This window comes from Aquabacterium sp. A08 (assembly GCF_011742065.1).
Map to the genome: position 1 here is coordinate 31,283 of NZ_JAAQQT010000639.1, position 15,519 is coordinate 46,801.

Annotated in this window: 14 protein-coding genes; 10 read left to right on the plus strand and 4 right to left on the minus strand. The window is 71.6% G+C overall.

The genetic code is table 11. From position 1 onward, the window contains the following. Positions 1–50 precede the first annotated feature (50 nt). From HA630_RS13575 to HA630_RS13605, 7 genes are all read left to right on the plus strand, one after another. On the plus strand, positions 51–1,013 hold the full coding sequence (locus tag HA630_RS13575) for a LysR family transcriptional regulator (RefSeq protein ID WP_166834672.1): 963 nt from the start codon (positions 51–53) through the stop codon (positions 1,011–1,013). 52 nt (positions 1,014–1,065) lie between these two features. Next, complete coding sequence (locus HA630_RS13580) at positions 1,066–2,157, plus strand: NAD(P)/FAD-dependent oxidoreductase (RefSeq protein WP_166834674.1); 1,092 nt, start codon at positions 1,066–1,068, stop codon at positions 2,155–2,157. Further along, entirely contained in the window at positions 2,154–3,074 is a 921-nt protein-coding gene (gluQRS, locus tag HA630_RS13585) for a tRNA glutamyl-Q(34) synthetase GluQRS (RefSeq protein WP_166834676.1), read from the plus strand. Before HA630_RS13580 ends, gluQRS begins: the two co-directional genes overlap by 4 nt. A gap of 82 nt (positions 3,075–3,156) precedes the next feature. Next, a complete protein-coding gene (gene trmB, locus HA630_RS13590; protein ID WP_166834678.1) occupies positions 3,157–3,927 on the plus strand; it encodes a tRNA (guanosine(46)-N7)-methyltransferase TrmB in 771 nt (256 codons plus the stop codon). A 33-nt stretch (positions 3,928–3,960) separates the two neighbouring features. Continuing rightward, entirely contained in the window at positions 3,961–5,109 is a 1,149-nt protein-coding gene (ribD, locus tag HA630_RS13595) for a bifunctional diaminohydroxyphosphoribosylaminopyrimidine deaminase/5-amino-6-(5-phosphoribosylamino)uracil reductase RibD (protein ID WP_166834680.1), read from the plus strand. A gap of 20 nt (positions 5,110–5,129) precedes the next feature. Then, positions 5,130–6,077: a pseudouridine synthase gene (locus HA630_RS13600; RefSeq protein ID WP_166834682.1), complete on the plus strand. Its 948-nt coding sequence runs from the start codon at positions 5,130–5,132 to the stop codon at positions 6,075–6,077. Continuing rightward, entirely contained in the window at positions 6,074–7,123 is a 1,050-nt protein-coding gene (locus tag HA630_RS13605) for an acyltransferase family protein (protein WP_166835348.1), read from the plus strand. Before HA630_RS13600 ends, HA630_RS13605 begins: the two co-directional genes overlap by 4 nt. A 16-nt stretch (positions 7,124–7,139) precedes the next feature. Here HA630_RS13605 and HA630_RS24760 read toward each other — a convergent pair whose 3' ends face one another. The 4 genes from HA630_RS24760 to HA630_RS13620 form a co-directional block, all read right to left on the minus strand. Continuing rightward, complete coding sequence (locus HA630_RS24760) at positions 7,140–7,271, minus strand: hypothetical protein (protein ID WP_256368641.1); 132 nt, start codon at positions 7,269–7,271, stop codon at positions 7,140–7,142. Between the two features lie 6 nt (positions 7,272–7,277). Further along, positions 7,278–7,505 carry a hypothetical protein gene (locus HA630_RS13610; protein ID WP_166835350.1) on the minus strand — a complete coding sequence of 76 codons (228 nt, stop codon included), beginning with the start codon at positions 7,503–7,505 and terminating at the stop codon, positions 7,278–7,280. Positions 7,506–7,650: 145 nt separating this feature from the next. After that, positions 7,651–10,287 (minus strand): alanine--tRNA ligase, encoded by a 2,637-nt coding sequence (alaS, locus tag HA630_RS13615; protein ID WP_166835352.1) that lies wholly within the window; start codon positions 10,285–10,287, stop codon positions 7,651–7,653. A gap of 159 nt (positions 10,288–10,446) precedes the next feature. After that, the gene (locus HA630_RS13620; RefSeq protein ID WP_166833875.1) at positions 10,447–11,523 is read right to left on the minus strand and encodes a nitronate monooxygenase family protein; all 1,077 of its coding nucleotides are present in this window, start codon (positions 11,521–11,523) and stop codon (positions 10,447–10,449) included. Positions 11,524–11,629: 106 nt separating this feature from the next. Between HA630_RS13620 and HA630_RS13625 the strand changes: the two genes are divergently transcribed. The 3 genes from HA630_RS13625 to HA630_RS13635 all read left to right on the plus strand — a co-directional run. After that, entirely contained in the window at positions 11,630–12,145 is a 516-nt protein-coding gene (locus HA630_RS13625) for a dihydrofolate reductase (protein WP_166833877.1), read from the plus strand. Positions 12,146–12,153: 8 nt separating this feature from the next. Next, entirely contained in the window at positions 12,154–14,796 is a 2,643-nt protein-coding gene (locus HA630_RS13630) for an ATP-binding protein (RefSeq protein ID WP_166833879.1), read from the plus strand. Next, on the plus strand, positions 14,780–15,519 hold a 740-nt coding region (locus HA630_RS13635), incomplete at its 3' end, for a GAF domain-containing protein (protein WP_166835354.1). The genes HA630_RS13630 and HA630_RS13635, both read left to right, overlap by 17 nt.

The following is a 15,519-nucleotide window of genomic DNA, read 5'->3' on the forward strand; positions in this document are numbered from 1 at the left end:
CAGCGGTTTGCTGGCATGATTCAAAAATACTGAACACTCCAGACCCTTGCATGCAAAAACAGCGCGCCGCCCTGTCACCCGAAAACCTCACCCTGATCGGCACCGTGGCACGCGCCGGCAGCATGGCCGCGGCCGCGCGCGAACTGGGCCTGGTGCCCAGCGCCCTGACCTACCGGGTGCGCCAGGTGGAGGAGGCGCTGGACGTGTTGCTGTTCGACCGCCACGCGCGCCGCGCCCAGCTCACCCCCGCCGGCGCCGAGCTGCTGCGCGTGAGCGAGCACCTGCTGCTGGAACTGGACGCGGTGGCCCAGCGCGTCAAGCGCATCGCCACCGGCTGGGAGCCGCAGCTGACCATCACCGCCGACGCCATCGTCTCGCGCACCACCCTGTTCGAGCTGTGCGAGGCGTTTTACGAACTGGGTGCGCCCACCCGGCTGCGGCTGCGGGCCGAAACCCTGTCGGGGACGCTGGAGACGCTGCTGACCGGCCAGGCCGACCTGGCGCTGGGGGTGACGCTGGACAGCGTGAACGCCCAGGGTCTGCACAGCGCGCCGCTGGGCGAGGTGCAATTCGTGTTTGTGGTGGCGCCGCACCACCCGCTGGCCCAGGCCACCGAAGCGCTGACCCCCGCCGACCTGCAACCCCACCGGGTGGTGGCGGTGGCCGATTCGACCCAGCGCGGCAGCGGCCTGACCTTTGGCCTGCTGCCCGGCCAGGACGTGCTGACCGTGCCCACAATGCAGCACAAGCTGGAGGCGCAACTGCGCGGCCTGGGTTGCGGCTCGCTGCCGCTGCCGCTGGTGCAACCGTTTGTGGACGCGGGCCGGCTGGTGGTGAAGGCCACCACGCTGCCGGCGCGCCTGTACCGCCCCAGCTACGCCTGGCGCGGCCACGCGGCCCCCGGTGGGCGCCGCGGCAGCGGCCAAGCGGGCCGCGCCCTGGCCTGGTGGACCGCCCAGCTGGCCCGACCCGCCACCCGACACGCCCTGCTGCACAACCACCACGCCCGCTGAGGCCCGCAGGGCTGGTACAGTGGCTGCACACACCGCCCTGGAGACCCCCACCATGCCCGCACCGCGCCGCCGCACCGCTCCCAGCGCCTCCCCTGCTGAACCCCGCCACATCGCCGTCGTCGGGGCCGGCATGGCCGGCGTGGCCTGCGCCCGCACCCTGGTGCAGGCCGGCCACCGCGTCACCCTGTTCGAGAAAAGCCGGGGCGCCGGCGGTCGCATGGCCACCCGCCGCAGCGACTTCGGCGGCTTCGACCACGGCGCCCAGTTCTTCACCGTGCGCGACCCGCGCTTCCAGCAGGCGCTGGACACGGTGCCCGGCCTGACCGCCCCGTGGCGGGTGAACACCGTGCGCGTGCTGGACCACCTGGGCCAGACCATGGCCAGCGCCCCACCCCCGCGCGAGGCCCACTGGGTGGCCACCCCCGGCATGAACGCACTGGTGAAAACCTGGGCCGCGCCCCTGGCCGACGGCAGCCTGAACGCCCAGACCGTGCTCGAAACCCAGGTCACGCGGCTGGAGGCCGACGCCGTCTCGCCCCTGCGCTGGCAGCTGCGCACCCAAGGCCCGCAAGGCGCCCAGCAGGTGCATGGCGGCTTTGACCAGGTGGTGCTGGCCGTGCCGCACCCCCAGGCCCAGGCGCTGCTGCGCGACAGCGGCCTGGCCCCAGCCTGGCAGACCCAGCTGGACGCGGTGGCGGTGGCCCCCTGCTGGACGCTGATGGTCGCCTTTCCCCAGGCGACGCAGGCCGGTGCCGCGGGCTTTGGGCCGCGCTGGCACGCCGCGCGCGGCGACCACCACCGCATCCGCTGGCTGGCGCGGGAAACCAGCAAACCCGGCCGCAGCCCGGTGGAGCGCTGGACGGTCCAGGCCAGCCCGGCCTGGTCGGCCGAACACCTGGAAGACGACGCCGAGCGCGTGACGGCCAAACTGCTCAAGGGTTTTGCCGAGATCACCGGCATCCGCGCCCAGCCCGGGCACGCCGCGGTGCACCGCTGGCGCTACGCGCAAACGCAAACCCCGCTGGGCCTGCCCTTCTTGTGGGACGCGCGCCAGGGCCTGGGCCTGTGCGGCGACTGGTGCCTGGGGTACCGGGTGGAAAACGCTTTCGTGTCGGGCCTGGAACTGGCACTCGCCATGGCATGACGGCGCGGCCCGCCGGCTACCACGGGCGCTTCGCGCCCTCGCCCACCGGGCCCTTGCACGCGGGCTCGCTGGTGGCGGCGCTGGCCAGCTGGCTGGACGCCCGCGCCCACCACGGCGTCTGGCGGGTGCGCATCGAGGACGTGGACGCGGGCCGCTGCGTGCCGGGGGCCGACGCGCAGATCCTGCAGCAACTGGCCGCGCTGGGCCTGCACCCCGACGGGCCGGTGTGCTGGCAATCGCGGCGCGGCGCGCTGTACCAGGCCGCGCTGGACCGACTGGTGGCTGCGGGGCTGGCCTACCCCTGCGCCTGCACCCGCAAGGACATTGCACAGGCGCTGGCGGCCCAGGGCTGGGCGCACGAACGGCACGTGGAACGGCCCTACCCCGGCACCTGCCGCCCGGAACGCGGCGGGCTGCAGGGCCGCCCCGCGCGCGCCTGGCGGCTGCACGTGCCGGCGGCCTTGGCCGCCACCGGCAGCGCCACGCCCCTGCGCTGGCACGACGCGCGCCTGGGCGCGCAGCACCAGGACGTGGCCCAGGCCGTGGGCGACTTCGTGCTGCGCCGCGCCGACGGCCTGTGGGCCTACCAGCTGGCGGTGGTGGTGGACGATGCGGACCAGGGCATCACCCATGTGGTGCGTGGCGAGGACCTGGCCGACAACACCGCACGGCAAATCCTGCTGCAGCGGGCGCTGGGCCTGCCCACGCCGCGCTACCGCCACACCCCGCTGGTGCGCGGTGCGGACGGCGAAAAACTCTCGAAGCAACACGGCGCCCCGCCGCTGGACGTGCGCGACCCGCTGGCCGCCCTGAACGCCGCCGCCCGGGCGCTGCACCTGCCCGCCCAGCACGGCCCGGTGGAAGCGGCGCTGGCCGCCTGGACCGAGCACTGGGCCCGGCGGGCGGCGCTGACCTGACCCCCGCGCCGCCCGCGTGCGCCGCCATGGTGGCCAGCCGGCACATGGCCAGCAACGGCCCGGGTGCCTACAATGCCGGGCTGTGAACGCTACCCCATCCCCCACCCCGGGCGACACCGCCCCCCACCAGCCGCCCGCCGACGCGGCCGGTGCGCCCCAGGGCGTGCCGCACCCCAAAACCATCAAGAGCTTCGTCAAGCGCGCGGGCCGCACCACCACCGGCCAGGCCAAGGCCTTTGCCGACCTGGGGCCGCGTTTTCTGCTGCCTTACGCGCCGCAGGCGCTGGACGCACCCGCCGCCTTCGGCCGCAGCGCGCCGCTGATTCTGGAAATTGGCTTTGGCATGGGCGAAGCCACGGCGCACATCGCCCGGGTGCGCCCGGACGAGAACTTCCTGTGCTGCGAAGTGCACGAGCCCGGCGTGGGCGCGCTGCTCAAACGCATCGGCGAGCAGGCGATTGCCAACATCCGCATCCTGCAGCACGACGCGGTGGAGGTGCTGGACCACATGCTGCCCGAGGGTACGCTGGACGGGGTGCACATCTTCTTCCCCGACCCCTGGCACAAAAAGAAGCACAACAAGCGCCGCCTGATCCAGCCGCCGCTGGTGGCCAAGCTGGTGAGCCGGCTCAAGCCCGGTGGTTACATCCATTGCGCCACCGACTGGCAGCCCTACGCCGAGCAGATGTTGGAGGTGCTGACCGCCGAGCCGCTGCTGGCCAACACCGCCACCGACGCCGGCCTGGGCGGCTACGCACCCAAGCCCGAGTACCGGCCGCTGACCAAGTTCGAGAACCGGGGCCTGCGCCTGGGCCACGGCGTGTGGGACCTGGTGTTCCGCCGCCCGGCCTGAACCGCGCCGCCCCCGGCCGCACGGCGCGCTGACATGAACGCCCCCTCCCCCGCCCCCTGCCCGCCCGAGTGGCTGGACGGCCTGGACGCGTTGGCGGCCCAGGCCATCGGCCTGTCCGACCCGAACCCGCGGGTGGCGTGCCGGCTGGTCACCCGCAACGGGCAGGTGTTTGAGGGGCACACCCAAGCAGCCGGTGGCGCACACGCCGAAGTGGTGGCGCTGCGCGCCGCCCAGGCCTCTGGGGCCGACCTGCGTGGGGCCACCGCCCTGGTCACGCTGGAACCCTGCAGCCACCACGGCCGCACCCCGCCCTGCTGCGACGCGCTGATCGCCGCCCAGGTGGGGCGTGTGGTCGTGGCCCTGCCCGACCCCAACCCGCTGGTGGGCGGCCAAGGGCTGGCGCGGCTGCGCGCCGCTGGCATTGACGTGCACCTGCTGGACCCGCAACACCCCCTGGCCGTGGCCAGCCGCGAGCTGAACATCGGCTTTTTGAGCCGCATGGAACGCGGCCGGCCCTGGGTGCGCCTGAAAATTGCGGCGTCGCTCGACGGCACCACCGCGCTGGCCAACGGCGTGAGCCAGTGGATCACCAGTGAAGCCGCCCGCACCGATGGCCACGCCTGGCGCCGGCGCGCATCGGCCGTGCTGACGGGCATCGGCACCGTGCTGGAAGACGACCCCCGGCTCGATGTGCGGCTGGTGCCCACCCCGCGCCAGCCGCTGCGGGTGGTGGTGGACTCCCGGCTGGAGATCGCGCCAGCCGCGCGCATTCTGCCGCCGCCGGGCGAGGTGTTGATCTACACCGCCAGCGACCCGCCCGCCACCGCCGCCCAGCGCGCCGCGCTGGCGCAAGCAGGCGCCACCGTGGTGGACTGTCCCGGTGCCCCCGGCGCTGCGGGAGCGCACGCCAAGGTGGACCTGGCCGCCATGCTGGCCGACCTGGCCCGGCGTGGCGTGAACGAACTGCACCTGGAGGCCGGCCACAAGCTCAACGGCTCCTTTCTGCGCGAAGGGCTGGTGGACGAACTGCTGCTCTACCTGGCGCCGCAATTGCTGGGCCCCGGCGCCGGGCTGGCGAACATCGGCCCGTTCACCGAACTGGACCAAGGGCCCAAGCTGGCTTTCCACGAGGTGACGCCCGTGGGGCCGGACCTGCGGGTGCGCGCCCGCTTCCTGCGCTGACCGCGCCCCCAAAAGCCACCATGGCCCACGTGCCCAAAAACGCGTCCATCCCCATGCGCGACGGGGTCTCGCCCAGTTGCGTGGCGCTGCCGCGCATGCGCGTGGCGCCCTGGCCCACGCTGCTGGACTTTCTGGCCGAGCGCCTGCCGCGCGTGCCGCGCACCGAATGGCTGCAGCGCATGCAAGCCGGCGAGGTGGTGGGCGACGACGGCTTGCCCTTGCCACCCGAAGCCCCTTACGAGAACGGCGCCCGCGTGTACTACTGGCGCGCGCTGCCGCAGGAGCCGGTCATTCCGTTCGAGGAAACGGTGGTGTTCCAGGACGAACACCTGGTGGTGGCCGACAAACCGCACTTTCTGCCCGTCACTCCCGGTGGGCGCTACGTGCAGCAGAGCCTGCTGGTGCGCCTGAAAAGACGGCTGAACCTGCCCAACCTCAGCCCGCTGCACCGCATCGACCGCGAAACCGCCGGGCTGGTGGTGTTCAGCGTGCGCCCGCAAGACCGCGACGCCTACCAGCGCCTGTTCCGCGAACGGCACATAGCCAAAACCTACGAAGCCATCGCCCCCGCTGCGCCGCACCTGGCCTGGCCGCAGACGCGCCGCAGCCACATCCTGGAGTGCGAGGACGCCTTCTACAAAATGCGCGAAGCCGCGCCGCACGAAGGCCTGCCCGACAACAGCGAAACCCACATCCACCTGCTGGAGCAGCGCGGCCCGTGGGCGCGCTACCGGCTGGAACCCGTGAGCGGCAAACGCCACCAGTTGCGCGTGCACCTGAACGGCCTGGGCCTGCCGATGGCGGGCGACCAGTTCTACCCGGTGGTGCGGCGCGCACCGGGCGAGGCCGAAGACTTTACCAACCCGCTGCGCCTGCTGGCCCAGGCCATCGCCTTCACCGACCCGGTGACCGGCGCGCCCCGGCGCTTCGAGAGCGCGCGTTGCCTGCGCTGGCCGGACGCACCGTGACCACCGCCCGCCAACCCGGCATCGACGCGCTCAAGGTGCTGGCGTCGCAAACCATCGTGTTGCACCACCTGTCGGCCTACGGGCCGGTGGCCGAGGCCATGGAACACGCCGCCCCGGCCCTGATGGACTGGCTCTACGGCTACGGCCGCATGGCGGTGCAGGTGTTCCTGGTGCTGGGCGGCTACCTGGCCGTGCCCAGCCTGATGCCGGCCATGGCGGGCGGCGTGTCGGCGCTGGGGCTCAGCCTGTGGCGGCGCTACCTGCGGCTGGCCCCGCCGTTCCTGGTGGCGCTGGCGCTGGCCATGGCGGCTGCGGCCGTGTCCCGCCCCTGGCTGAGCGGCGACCTGGTGCCCGAGCCCCCCTCGCTGGACGAATGGCTGGCCCACGCCCTGCTGCTGCAGGAGGTGATGGGGGTGGAAGCGCTGTCGGCCGGCATCTGGTACGTGGCCATCGACTTCCAGTTGTACGCGCTGCTGGCGCTGCTGCTGTGGCTGGGCCAGCGCGGCGGGCAGGCGTGGCCGGCGCAGGTGCTGGTGCTGGGGGCCGCGGCCGCCTCCCTGCTGTGGTGGAACCGCGCCCCTGGGCTGGACGACTGGTCGATCTACTTCTTCGGCGCCTACGGGCTGGGGGTGATGGCGCGCTGGTCCGGGCAATGGCCACAGGCGTGGGCCCGGGGCGCGTGGCTCGCCGGCCTGGTCGTGCTGGGCACGCTGGCCCTGCTGCTGGAATTCCGGCACCGCATCGCCCTGGCGCTGGCCGTGGCCCTGTGGCTGGCCACCGTGCAGCGCTGGGCCTGGCGCCTGCCCTTGCCCTGCGGCCTGGGCGCCGCGCTGCAGGTGCTGGGGCGCTCGTCGTACGCGCTGTTTCTGGTGCACTTCCCGGTGCTGCTGCTGGGCAACGCGCTGTTCGCGGCCTGGGAGTTGCACGGCGCCGTGGCCGGGGTGGCGCTGTTCCTGGCGGTGTGGGGCGTGAGCGTGCTGCTCGGCGGGGCGTTCGAACGCTGGGTGGAGGCACCGCTGGGGCGGTGGGTACGGAGGAATGCGTAGCAAAGACGCCATACCGTCAACTTATCTCAGAATTCAAGCCCAAACTGCTTTTGCCAATACCCAAATCGCCCTTCAGTTTGGGCGACTTCTCTTCTGAAACCAGCGCCAGTAAAACTGAGATATTATCAATCGGGATGCTGAGGAGCACCTGCTCTCAATTGATTCGTTTCAAACGATACCCCTTGCCTTGCATACAAAGTCTGCGCAATTCTTCTTGTTCATGAGCAGGCGTTTTGTTCAACCGAATTTGGTAGTCACATTCAGAACGAGCATCTGTACGCTGGTGATCTGATGCTCCTTCTTTTACGAAATCGAAGCGAGCGGGTGCCGCACAACCTGCAGTGATTGCTGCGACAGCCAGCAGGAAAAGCCCTACTTTCATTTATTTACTCCACCGTGTTAAAACTTCGTGGATTGTTTCAACTTGTCAGCACTTTGAACATCCCCTGTTTGGGGGATGTTTGATAAAAAAGCCGCAACGCTCAGACGTTGCGGCTTGGGCATTCAGCCGGGGCAGACTGCGGCGATCACACCCGCTCGGCCACCCACCCTTGCACGCTGGCCAGGGCCTGGGGCAGGCCCGCGGCGTCGGTGCCGCCGGCCATGGCCATGTCGGGCTTGCCGCCGCCCTTGCCGCCCACCTGCTGGGCCACAAAGTTCACCAGTTCGCCGGCCTTGACCTTGCCCACGCTGTCGGCGGTCACACCGGCGGCGATCTGTACCTTGCCACCGTCCACGGCGGCCAGCACGATGGCGGCGGTTTTCAGCTTGTCCTTGAGCTTGTCCATGGTCTCGCGCAGCACCTTGGCGTCGGCGCCGTCCAGCTTCGCGGCCAGCACTTTCAGGCCTTTCACGTCCACCGCCTGACCCAGCAGCTCGTCGCCCTGGGCGGACGCCAGCTTGCCTTTCAAGGCGGCCACTTCCTTTTCCAGCGCCTTGATCTGCTCCAGCGTCTGCGCGACGCGGCCGGTCAGTTCGGCGGCGGGGGCTTTGAGGGCACCGGCGGCTTCGCTCACGGTGGCTTCCAGGCTTTGCAGGTAGGCCAAAGCGTTGGCGCCGGTCACGGCTTCGATGCGGCGCACACCGGCGGCCACGCCGCCTTCGGCCACCACCTTGAACAGGCCGATGTCGCCGGTGCGCTGCACGTGGGTGCCGCCGCACAGTTCGCGGCTGGAGCCGATGTCGAGTACCCGCACCGTCTCACCGTATTTCTCACCGAACAGCATCATGGCGCCGGTCTTCTGGGCGCTTTCGATGTCCATCACCCGCGCCTGCGCGGCGGCGTTGGCCAGAATTTCGGCGTTGACGATGGCCTCGATCTGGCGGATTTCGGCGTCGGTCACCGGGGCGTTGTGGGCAAAGTCGAAGCGGGTGCGCTCGGCGTTGACCAGCGAGCCTTTTTGCTGCACGTGGCCGCCCAGCACTTCGCGCAGGGCCTTGTGCATCAGGTGGGTGGCGCTGTGGTTGCGCACGGTGGCGGCGCGCAGGGCGGTGTCCACCTCGGCGGCCACGTGGTCGCCCACGGCCAGGGTGCCTTGTTCCAGCACGCCGTGGTGGCCGAAGACATCGGCCTTGATCTTCAGGGTGTCTTCGACCGCGAAGCGGGCCGAGCCGCTGGTCAGCGCGCCTTGGTCGCCCACCTGGCCGCCGCTTTCGGCGTAGAAGGGCGTGGTGTCCAGCACCACCACACCGGTCTGGCCGTGCTTCAGTTCGGCCACCGGGGTGCCGTCCACGTACAGGGCCAGCACCTTGGCCTGGGTGGCCAGCTGCTCGTAACCGACGAAGGTGTTGCCGGCACCGGTGTAGTCCAGCGCCTTGTCCATTTTGAACTTGCCGGCGGCGCGGGCCTGGGCTTTTTGCTTTTCCATGGCGGCTTTGAAGCCGGCCTCGTCCACGCCCAGGCCGCGCTCGCGGCACACGTCGGCCGACAAGTCGAGCGGGAAGCCGTAGGTGTCGTGCAGCTTGAAGGCCACGTCGCCGGGCAGCACCTTCGCGCCGTCGGCCAGCGCGGCGTCCAGGATCTGCATGCCGTTTTCCAGCGTCTCGTAAAAGCGCTCTTCCTCGGCCTTCAGCACCTCGGTGATGCGCTGGGCTTGTGCCGCCAGGTTCGGGTAGGCCGCGCCCATCAGGCGCACCAGGTCGGGCACCAGCTTGTGGAAGAACGGTGCCTTGCGCCCCAGCTTGTAGCCGTGGCGGATGGCGCGGCGCACGATGCGGCGCTGCACGTAGCCGCGGCCTTCGTTCGACGGAATCACGCCGTCGCTGATCAGGAAGGCGGTGGCGCGGATGTGGTCGGCGATCACCTTCAGCGACGGGTTGGCCAGGTCGCTGCAGCCGGTTTCGCGGGCGGCGGCCTGGATGAGCGCGTCGAAGATGTCGATTTCGTAGTTGCTGTGCACGTGCTGCAGGATGGCCGCCAGGCGCTCCAGGCCCATGCCGGTGTCCACGCAGGGGGCGGGCAACGGGGTGACGGAGCCGTCTTCGTGCATCTCGAACTGCATGAACACGTTGTTCCAGATCTCGATGAAGCGGTCGCCGTCTTCTTCCGGGCTGCCCGGGGGGCCGCCGGGGATGTGGTCGCCGTGGTCGTAGAAAATTTCCGAGCACGGGCCGCAGGGGCCGGTGTCGGCCATCATCCAGAAGTTGTCGGACTTGTAGCGGCCGCCTTTGTTGTCGCCAATGCGGATGACGCGCTCGGGCGGCAGGCCGATTTCCTGGGTCCAGATGTCGTAGGCCTCGTCGTCCTCGGCGTACACGGTGGCGAGCAGGCGCTCGGCCGGCAGCTGGTAGACCTCGGTCAGCAGTTCCCAGGCCCATTTCAGCGATTCGCGCTTGAAGTAGTCGCCGAAGGACCAGTTGCCCAGCATCTCGAAGAAGGTGTGGTGGCGGGCGGTGTAGCCCACGTTTTCCAGGTCGTTGTGCTTGCCACCGGCGCGCAGGCAGGCCTGCACGGAAGCGGCGCGCACGTAGCTGCGCTTGTCGGTGCCCAGGAACACGTCCTTGAACTGCACCATGCCGCTGTTGGTGAACATCAGTGTCGGGTCGTTGCCGGGCACCAGCGGGCTGGACGCGACCACGGTGTGGCCCTTGGCGGCGAAGAAGTCCAGGAAGGTCTTGCGGATCTCGGCCACGGAGGCCACGGGTGTCGCGGAAGGCTGGGTCATGGTCGGCTGCGGCGTGGCGGCACCACGCGGGGGGTCGGGGTTGAGGGGCCGGCGCAGCGGCGCACGGGCACCGGCTGGGCTAACCCTTCATTTTAGCGACAGGCACCGCCGGGCGACGGTCGGGCACGCCGAAGCGGCCCGCCGTGGCGCGGCCGGCGCTCAGGTCCGCCAGCCGCTGGCCAGTGCCTGGGTCAGCGCGCCCGCCGGCAGGGGGCGGCAGGCGGGCGCGCCCTGGCCCGCCCACAGCGGGGTGAAGTCGCTGCGGCCCGCGCTTTCGGCGGCGGCGCGCAAGGGCGCCATGGCGCTGGCCGCCAGCGGAAACGCCGGGGCCAGCGGGTTCAGGCCCACCGTGCCGGCGGCCAGTTCGCGCATGGCGCGGTTGACGATGCCGCGCGCCGGTCGCCCGGTGAACAGGTTGGTCAGCGCGGTGTGCTGTGCCGCGTCGGACCGCAGCGCCTGGCGGTGCAGCGGCGTGGGGGTGGCCTCGGGGCACAGCAGGTAGGCGGTGCCCACCTGCACGCCGGCTGCGCCCAGGGCCTGCGCGGCGGCCACGCCGGCGGCGTCCACAATGCCCCCGGCCGCGATCACCGGCACCCGCACCGCGCGCACCACCTGGGGCAGCAGGGCGAAGGTGCCCAGCTGGGTGGTCAGGTCGTCGGTAAGGAACAGGCCGCGGTGGCCGCCGGCCTCCAGCCCCTGGGCGATCACGGCGTCGGCGCCGTGGGCTTCGAGCCAGCGCGCCTCGTCCACCGTGGTGGCGCTGGCTAGCACCTTGGCCCCCCAGGCCTTGACCTGCGCCAGCAACGCCGGCTCGGGCAAGCCAAAGTGAAAACTCACCACCGGGGGGCGGAAGGCGGCCAGCAGCTCGGCGGCGGCGGCGCTGAAGGGGGCGCGCGCCGCCACGGCCGGGCCACTGGGCGGCGGCAGACCGGCCTCGGCGCAGAACGGCGCCAGAGCCCGGTGCCAGGCGGCTTCGCGCGCCGCGTCGTGCGTGGGCGGGCGGTGGCAGAAGAAGTTGACGTTGTAGGGGCCGGCCGCCTGCGCCTGCAAGCGCTGCAGTTCGGCACGCAAAGCGTCCAGGCTCAGGGTGGCGGCGGGCAGGGAGCCCAGGCCGCCAGCGGCGCACACGGCCAACGCCAGCGCGCTGTCCTGCGAGCCGGCCATGGGCGCCTGGACCACGGGGTGACGCAGGCCCAGCCAGGCACAAAAGGGAAAGGCGGCGGTGGTGTTCGGCATGCGGGCATTGTGCCCAAACCGGGCCGGGCGGTGGCGGCGGATGGGCCAGGACGGACCATACCCCCCGGCCAGCCACGGCGGGGCGGGGCTGCTATGCTGGGCCGCCATGCGCATCAACCTCATCTACGCCCGCGCCGCCAACGGCGTCATCGGCCGGGACAACGCCATGCCCTGGCACCTGCCGCAAGACCTGGCGCACTTCAGGCGCCACACCCAAGGCTGCCCGGTCGTCATGGGGCGGGCCACCTGGGAGTCGCTGCCGGCGCGCTTTCGGCCCCTGCCCGGCCGCCTGAATCTGGTGCTGACGCGCGACCCCCAGCGCGCCGCGGCGCTGCAGGCCGAAGGCGCCGTGCCCGTGGACAGCCTGGAGGCGGCCCTGGCCCGGTGCCGCGCTCAAACGCCCGCCCCGGCCGAGGTCTGGGTCATGGGCGGCGCACAAATCTACGCCCAAGCCGAACCGCTGGCGCAGCGGGCGCTGGTGACCGAAATCGACCGCGTGTACGACGGCGACGCCCACGCCCCCACCCTGGGGCCGGACTGGACCGAAACCGCCCGCGAGCGCCACCGCAGCGACGACGGGCTGGCCTTTGCCTTCGTGACCTACGAGCGCCGGCCCCGCTGACCCGCGCCATGGCCTGGACGCTGACCGACGCACTGTCACTGCCCCACCCGGCCCCCAGCCCGGACGGCTGGCTGGTGGCGCTGTCGGCCTTGGCCGCCGTCACCGCCTGCGTGCTGGTGATGCAGATCACCGGCCTGGCCCACAAGGCCGCGGTGCCGCTGCAGGCGCGCCTGGCCCACCTGAGCGCGGCGCTGACCCTGGGCACCGGCCTGTGGGTGGTGCACCTGTTGGGGGCGTTTGCCCTGGGGCTGCAGGGCACGGCCCTGCCGGCCGACGACGGCGGGCTGCTGCTGTCGATCGTGCCCACCGTGGCCGCGGCCTGGCTGGGCCTGGACCGGCTGGCGGCGCCGCCGGTGTCGTACCGGCGCTGCGCCACCGCCGGGCTGCTGATCAGCGCCGGCATGCTGGGCAGCCACATCGGCGCGGTGGCCGCCGCCGGCACCCCCTGGACGGCGCTGCTGGGCTGGCACGACCTGCCGCCGCTGCTGCTGTCGGGTCTGGGCTTTGGCTGGGCCTTCTGGCTGCGCCTGGGGCGCGGCACGCTGGGCCGGTCAACCGGCCAGCTGCTCAAGCGCGACCTGCTGGCCGGGGGGGTGGCGGGGGCGGGGCTGGTGCTGAGCCACTACCTCTCGCTGCTGGGCATGCACCACGTGCTGGCGTCGCTGCAGGTGGGCACCGACCCGATCCGCCTGTCGCAAACCCTGCTGGTGTTCCTGCTGGTGCTGCTGGTGGCGGGGGGCAGCGCCACCTGGCTGGCCTACCGTCAGACCGTGCAGGCCCTGTCCGACAAGGAACACCGCTTTGCGGCCATTCTGGACAACGCGCTCGACGGCCTGGTGACTTTCGACGCCCAAGGCCGGCTGCTGACGGCCAACGTGCGGGCCCGCGAGCTGCTGGGACTGCCCGCTGACGGCCTGCCCGAGCGCCGGCTGCACAGCTGGCTGTGCACCGACACCGACGCGCCCGACCCCGACCCGCTGGGCCTGATCCGGCCCGGCGTGCGCGAACTGCTGCTGCTCAAGGCGGACAGCCGCCGGCTGGCGGTGCGGCTGTCGGTCGGGCAGGCCCGGCTGCCGCCACAGGACGTGTTCGTCGGCCTGCTCAGCGACATCACCGAGGAAACCCACAACCGCCGCCGGCGCCAGGAACTGCGCAGCGAACTGGCCTCGTTCGCGCGCGCCATGACCGAGCACAGCGTGTACGCCGAAACCAACAGCGCCGGCACCATCACCCGGGTCAACGAGGCCTTTGCCCGCATCAGCGGCCACCCGGCGGAGGCGCTCATCGGCCAGGACCACCGGCTGCTGCGCTCCGGCGTGCACCCCCGGGAATTCTGGGACGACCTGTGGGCCCACATGCGCAGCGGCCGGCCGTGGCGGCGCGAGGTCTGCAACCGTGCCCGCGACGGCCACCTCTACTGGCTCGACAGCACCGTCACCCCGGTGCTGGACAGCCACGGCCACATCCGCCGCATCGTCTGCATGAGCCACGACATCACCGCGCGCAAGGCCGACGAAAAGCTGCTGCGCAACACCCAGCAGGCGCTGGAGATGTCGAACCGGGCCGCCGGCATTGGCACCTGGGACCACGAGGTGGGCAGCGCGCAGGTGCACTGGTCGCCGGTGACCTGCCAGATCTTTGGTGTGCCCAGTGGCACCGCGCTTGGCCTCAGCGATGCGCTGGGCCGCGTGCGCCAGGTCCATGCCCTGCGCCTGGCGGCCGGGCGCGCCCTGCGGCACGGCCAGGGCTGGGACCTGGAGCTGACCATCGTCACCGCCGACGGCCGCGAGCTGTGGGTGCGACACATCGGCAACGCCGAGTGGCACGAGGGGCGCTGCGAACGGCTCTACGGCACGGTGCAGGACATCGACAGCCGCAAACGCCACGAACTGGACCTGGCCGAGGCGCGCGAAGCCGCCGAGGCCGCCTCGCGCAGCAAGGACCGCTTCCTGACCACCATGAGCCACGAGCTGCGCACCCCGATGAACGCCATCCTGGGCTTTGGCCAGATGCTGCAGATCGACCCCGAGCTGACCCCGCTGCAACAGGACAACGTGGCCGAAATCCTGCAGGCCGGCGGGCACCTGCTGGAGCTGATCAACGACGTGCTGGACCTGGCCAAGATCAACACCGGCAAGGTGGAGATGTCGCTGGAGCCGGTGCCCCTGGCCAACACCCTGCGCGACTGCGAGCAGCTGGTGCGCGGCCTGGCCGAGCGCCACGGCGTGACGCTGCACCTGCCCGAAGCCCCCACCGCCGTGCTGTGGGCCGACGCGCTGCGGCTGCGCCAGGTGCTGCTCAACCTGCTGACCAACGCGGTGAAGTACAACCGCGCCGATGGGCAGGTGGTGGTGGCGCTGCAAGCCGGGCCCCGGGGCCAGCTGCGGCTGGAGGTGAGCGACACCGGTCGGGGCATCCCGCCCGAACGCATGGACGACCTGTTCAAGCCCTTCCAGCGGCTGGACACCGACGGCGCCAGCATCGAAGGCACCGGCATCGGGCTGTGCATCACCCGGCAACTGCTGGAACTGATGGGCGGTACCATCGGCGTGCGCAGCCAGCCGGGGCTGGGCAGCACCTTCTGGATCACCCTGCCCCTGGCGCCCACCGCCGCCCCACACCCGAAGGTCCCACATGCAAGCACCGCCTGAGCTGCCCCGCGAAGCCGAACGGCTGGCCGCCCTGCACGCCCTGCGCATCCTGGACACGGCCGCCGAGGCGGCCTACGACCAGGTCGTGGACTTCGTCTGCCAGCAATGCCAGGTGCCGATGGGGCTGGTGACCCTGGTGGACGCGGACCGCCAGTGGTTCAAGGCGCGGCGCGGCGTGGCGCTGAGCGAAACGCCGCGCCGGGTGTCGTTCTGCGGCCACGCTTTGAGCGAGGCGGAGCTGCTGGAGGTGCCCGACGCGCTGAAAGACCCGCGCTTCGCCGACAACCCCCTGGTGACTGGGGCGCCGTTCATCCGCTTTTACGCCGGCGCGGTGGTGCACGACGAGGCCGGGCTGCCGCTGGGCACCGCCTGCGCCCTGGACACCGTGCCACGCCAGCTGACACCGCAACAGCGCCAAGCGCTGCTGCAGGCCGCGCGCAATGCCGCCCTGCTGCTGGCCCTGCGCGCCAGCAGCCAGCGCATGCTGGAACTCCATTCCAGCCTGGCCGACAAACAGGCCGCGCTGGGCCAGCTGCAGGCCGTGGCCAGCCACGCGCTGGCGCAGCACCAGCCGGCCTTCCTGTCCCACATGGGGCACGAACTGCGCACCCCGCTCAACCTGATGCTGGGCTACGCCCAGACGCTGGACCTCGACCCCCGGCTGGACGCGCAGCACAAGGACAGCGTGGAGGAGATCCTGCGCGCCGGCTGGCAGCTGCTGCA

Excerpts from the sequence above, each read along its gene's own strand:
- HA630_RS13575 (WP_166834672.1), top strand. The coding sequence starts at position 51 with ATGCAAAAACAGCGCGCCGCCCTGTCACCCGAAAACCTCACCCTGATC.
- HA630_RS13580 (WP_166834674.1), top strand. The coding sequence starts at position 1,066 with ATGCCCGCACCGCGCCGCCGCACCGCTCCCAGCGCCTCCCCTGCTGAA.
- gluQRS (WP_166834676.1), top strand. The coding sequence starts at position 2,154 with ATGACGGCGCGGCCCGCCGGCTACCACGGGCGCTTCGCGCCCTCGCCC.
- ribD (WP_166834680.1), top strand. The coding sequence starts at position 3,961 with ATGAACGCCCCCTCCCCCGCCCCCTGCCCGCCCGAGTGGCTGGACGGC.
- HA630_RS13600 (WP_166834682.1), top strand. The coding sequence starts at position 5,130 with ATGGCCCACGTGCCCAAAAACGCGTCCATCCCCATGCGCGACGGGGTC.
- HA630_RS13610 (WP_166835350.1), bottom strand. The coding sequence starts at position 7,505 with ATGAAAGTAGGGCTTTTCCTGCTGGCTGTCGCAGCAATCACTGCAGGT.
- alaS (WP_166835352.1), bottom strand. The coding sequence starts at position 10,287 with ATGACCCAGCCTTCCGCGACACCCGTGGCCTCCGTGGCCGAGATCCGC.
- HA630_RS13620 (WP_166833875.1), bottom strand. The coding sequence starts at position 11,523 with ATGCCGAACACCACCGCCGCCTTTCCCTTTTGTGCCTGGCTGGGCCTG.
- HA630_RS13625 (WP_166833877.1), top strand. The coding sequence starts at position 11,630 with ATGCGCATCAACCTCATCTACGCCCGCGCCGCCAACGGCGTCATCGGC.
- HA630_RS13630 (WP_166833879.1), top strand. The coding sequence starts at position 12,154 with ATGGCCTGGACGCTGACCGACGCACTGTCACTGCCCCACCCGGCCCCC.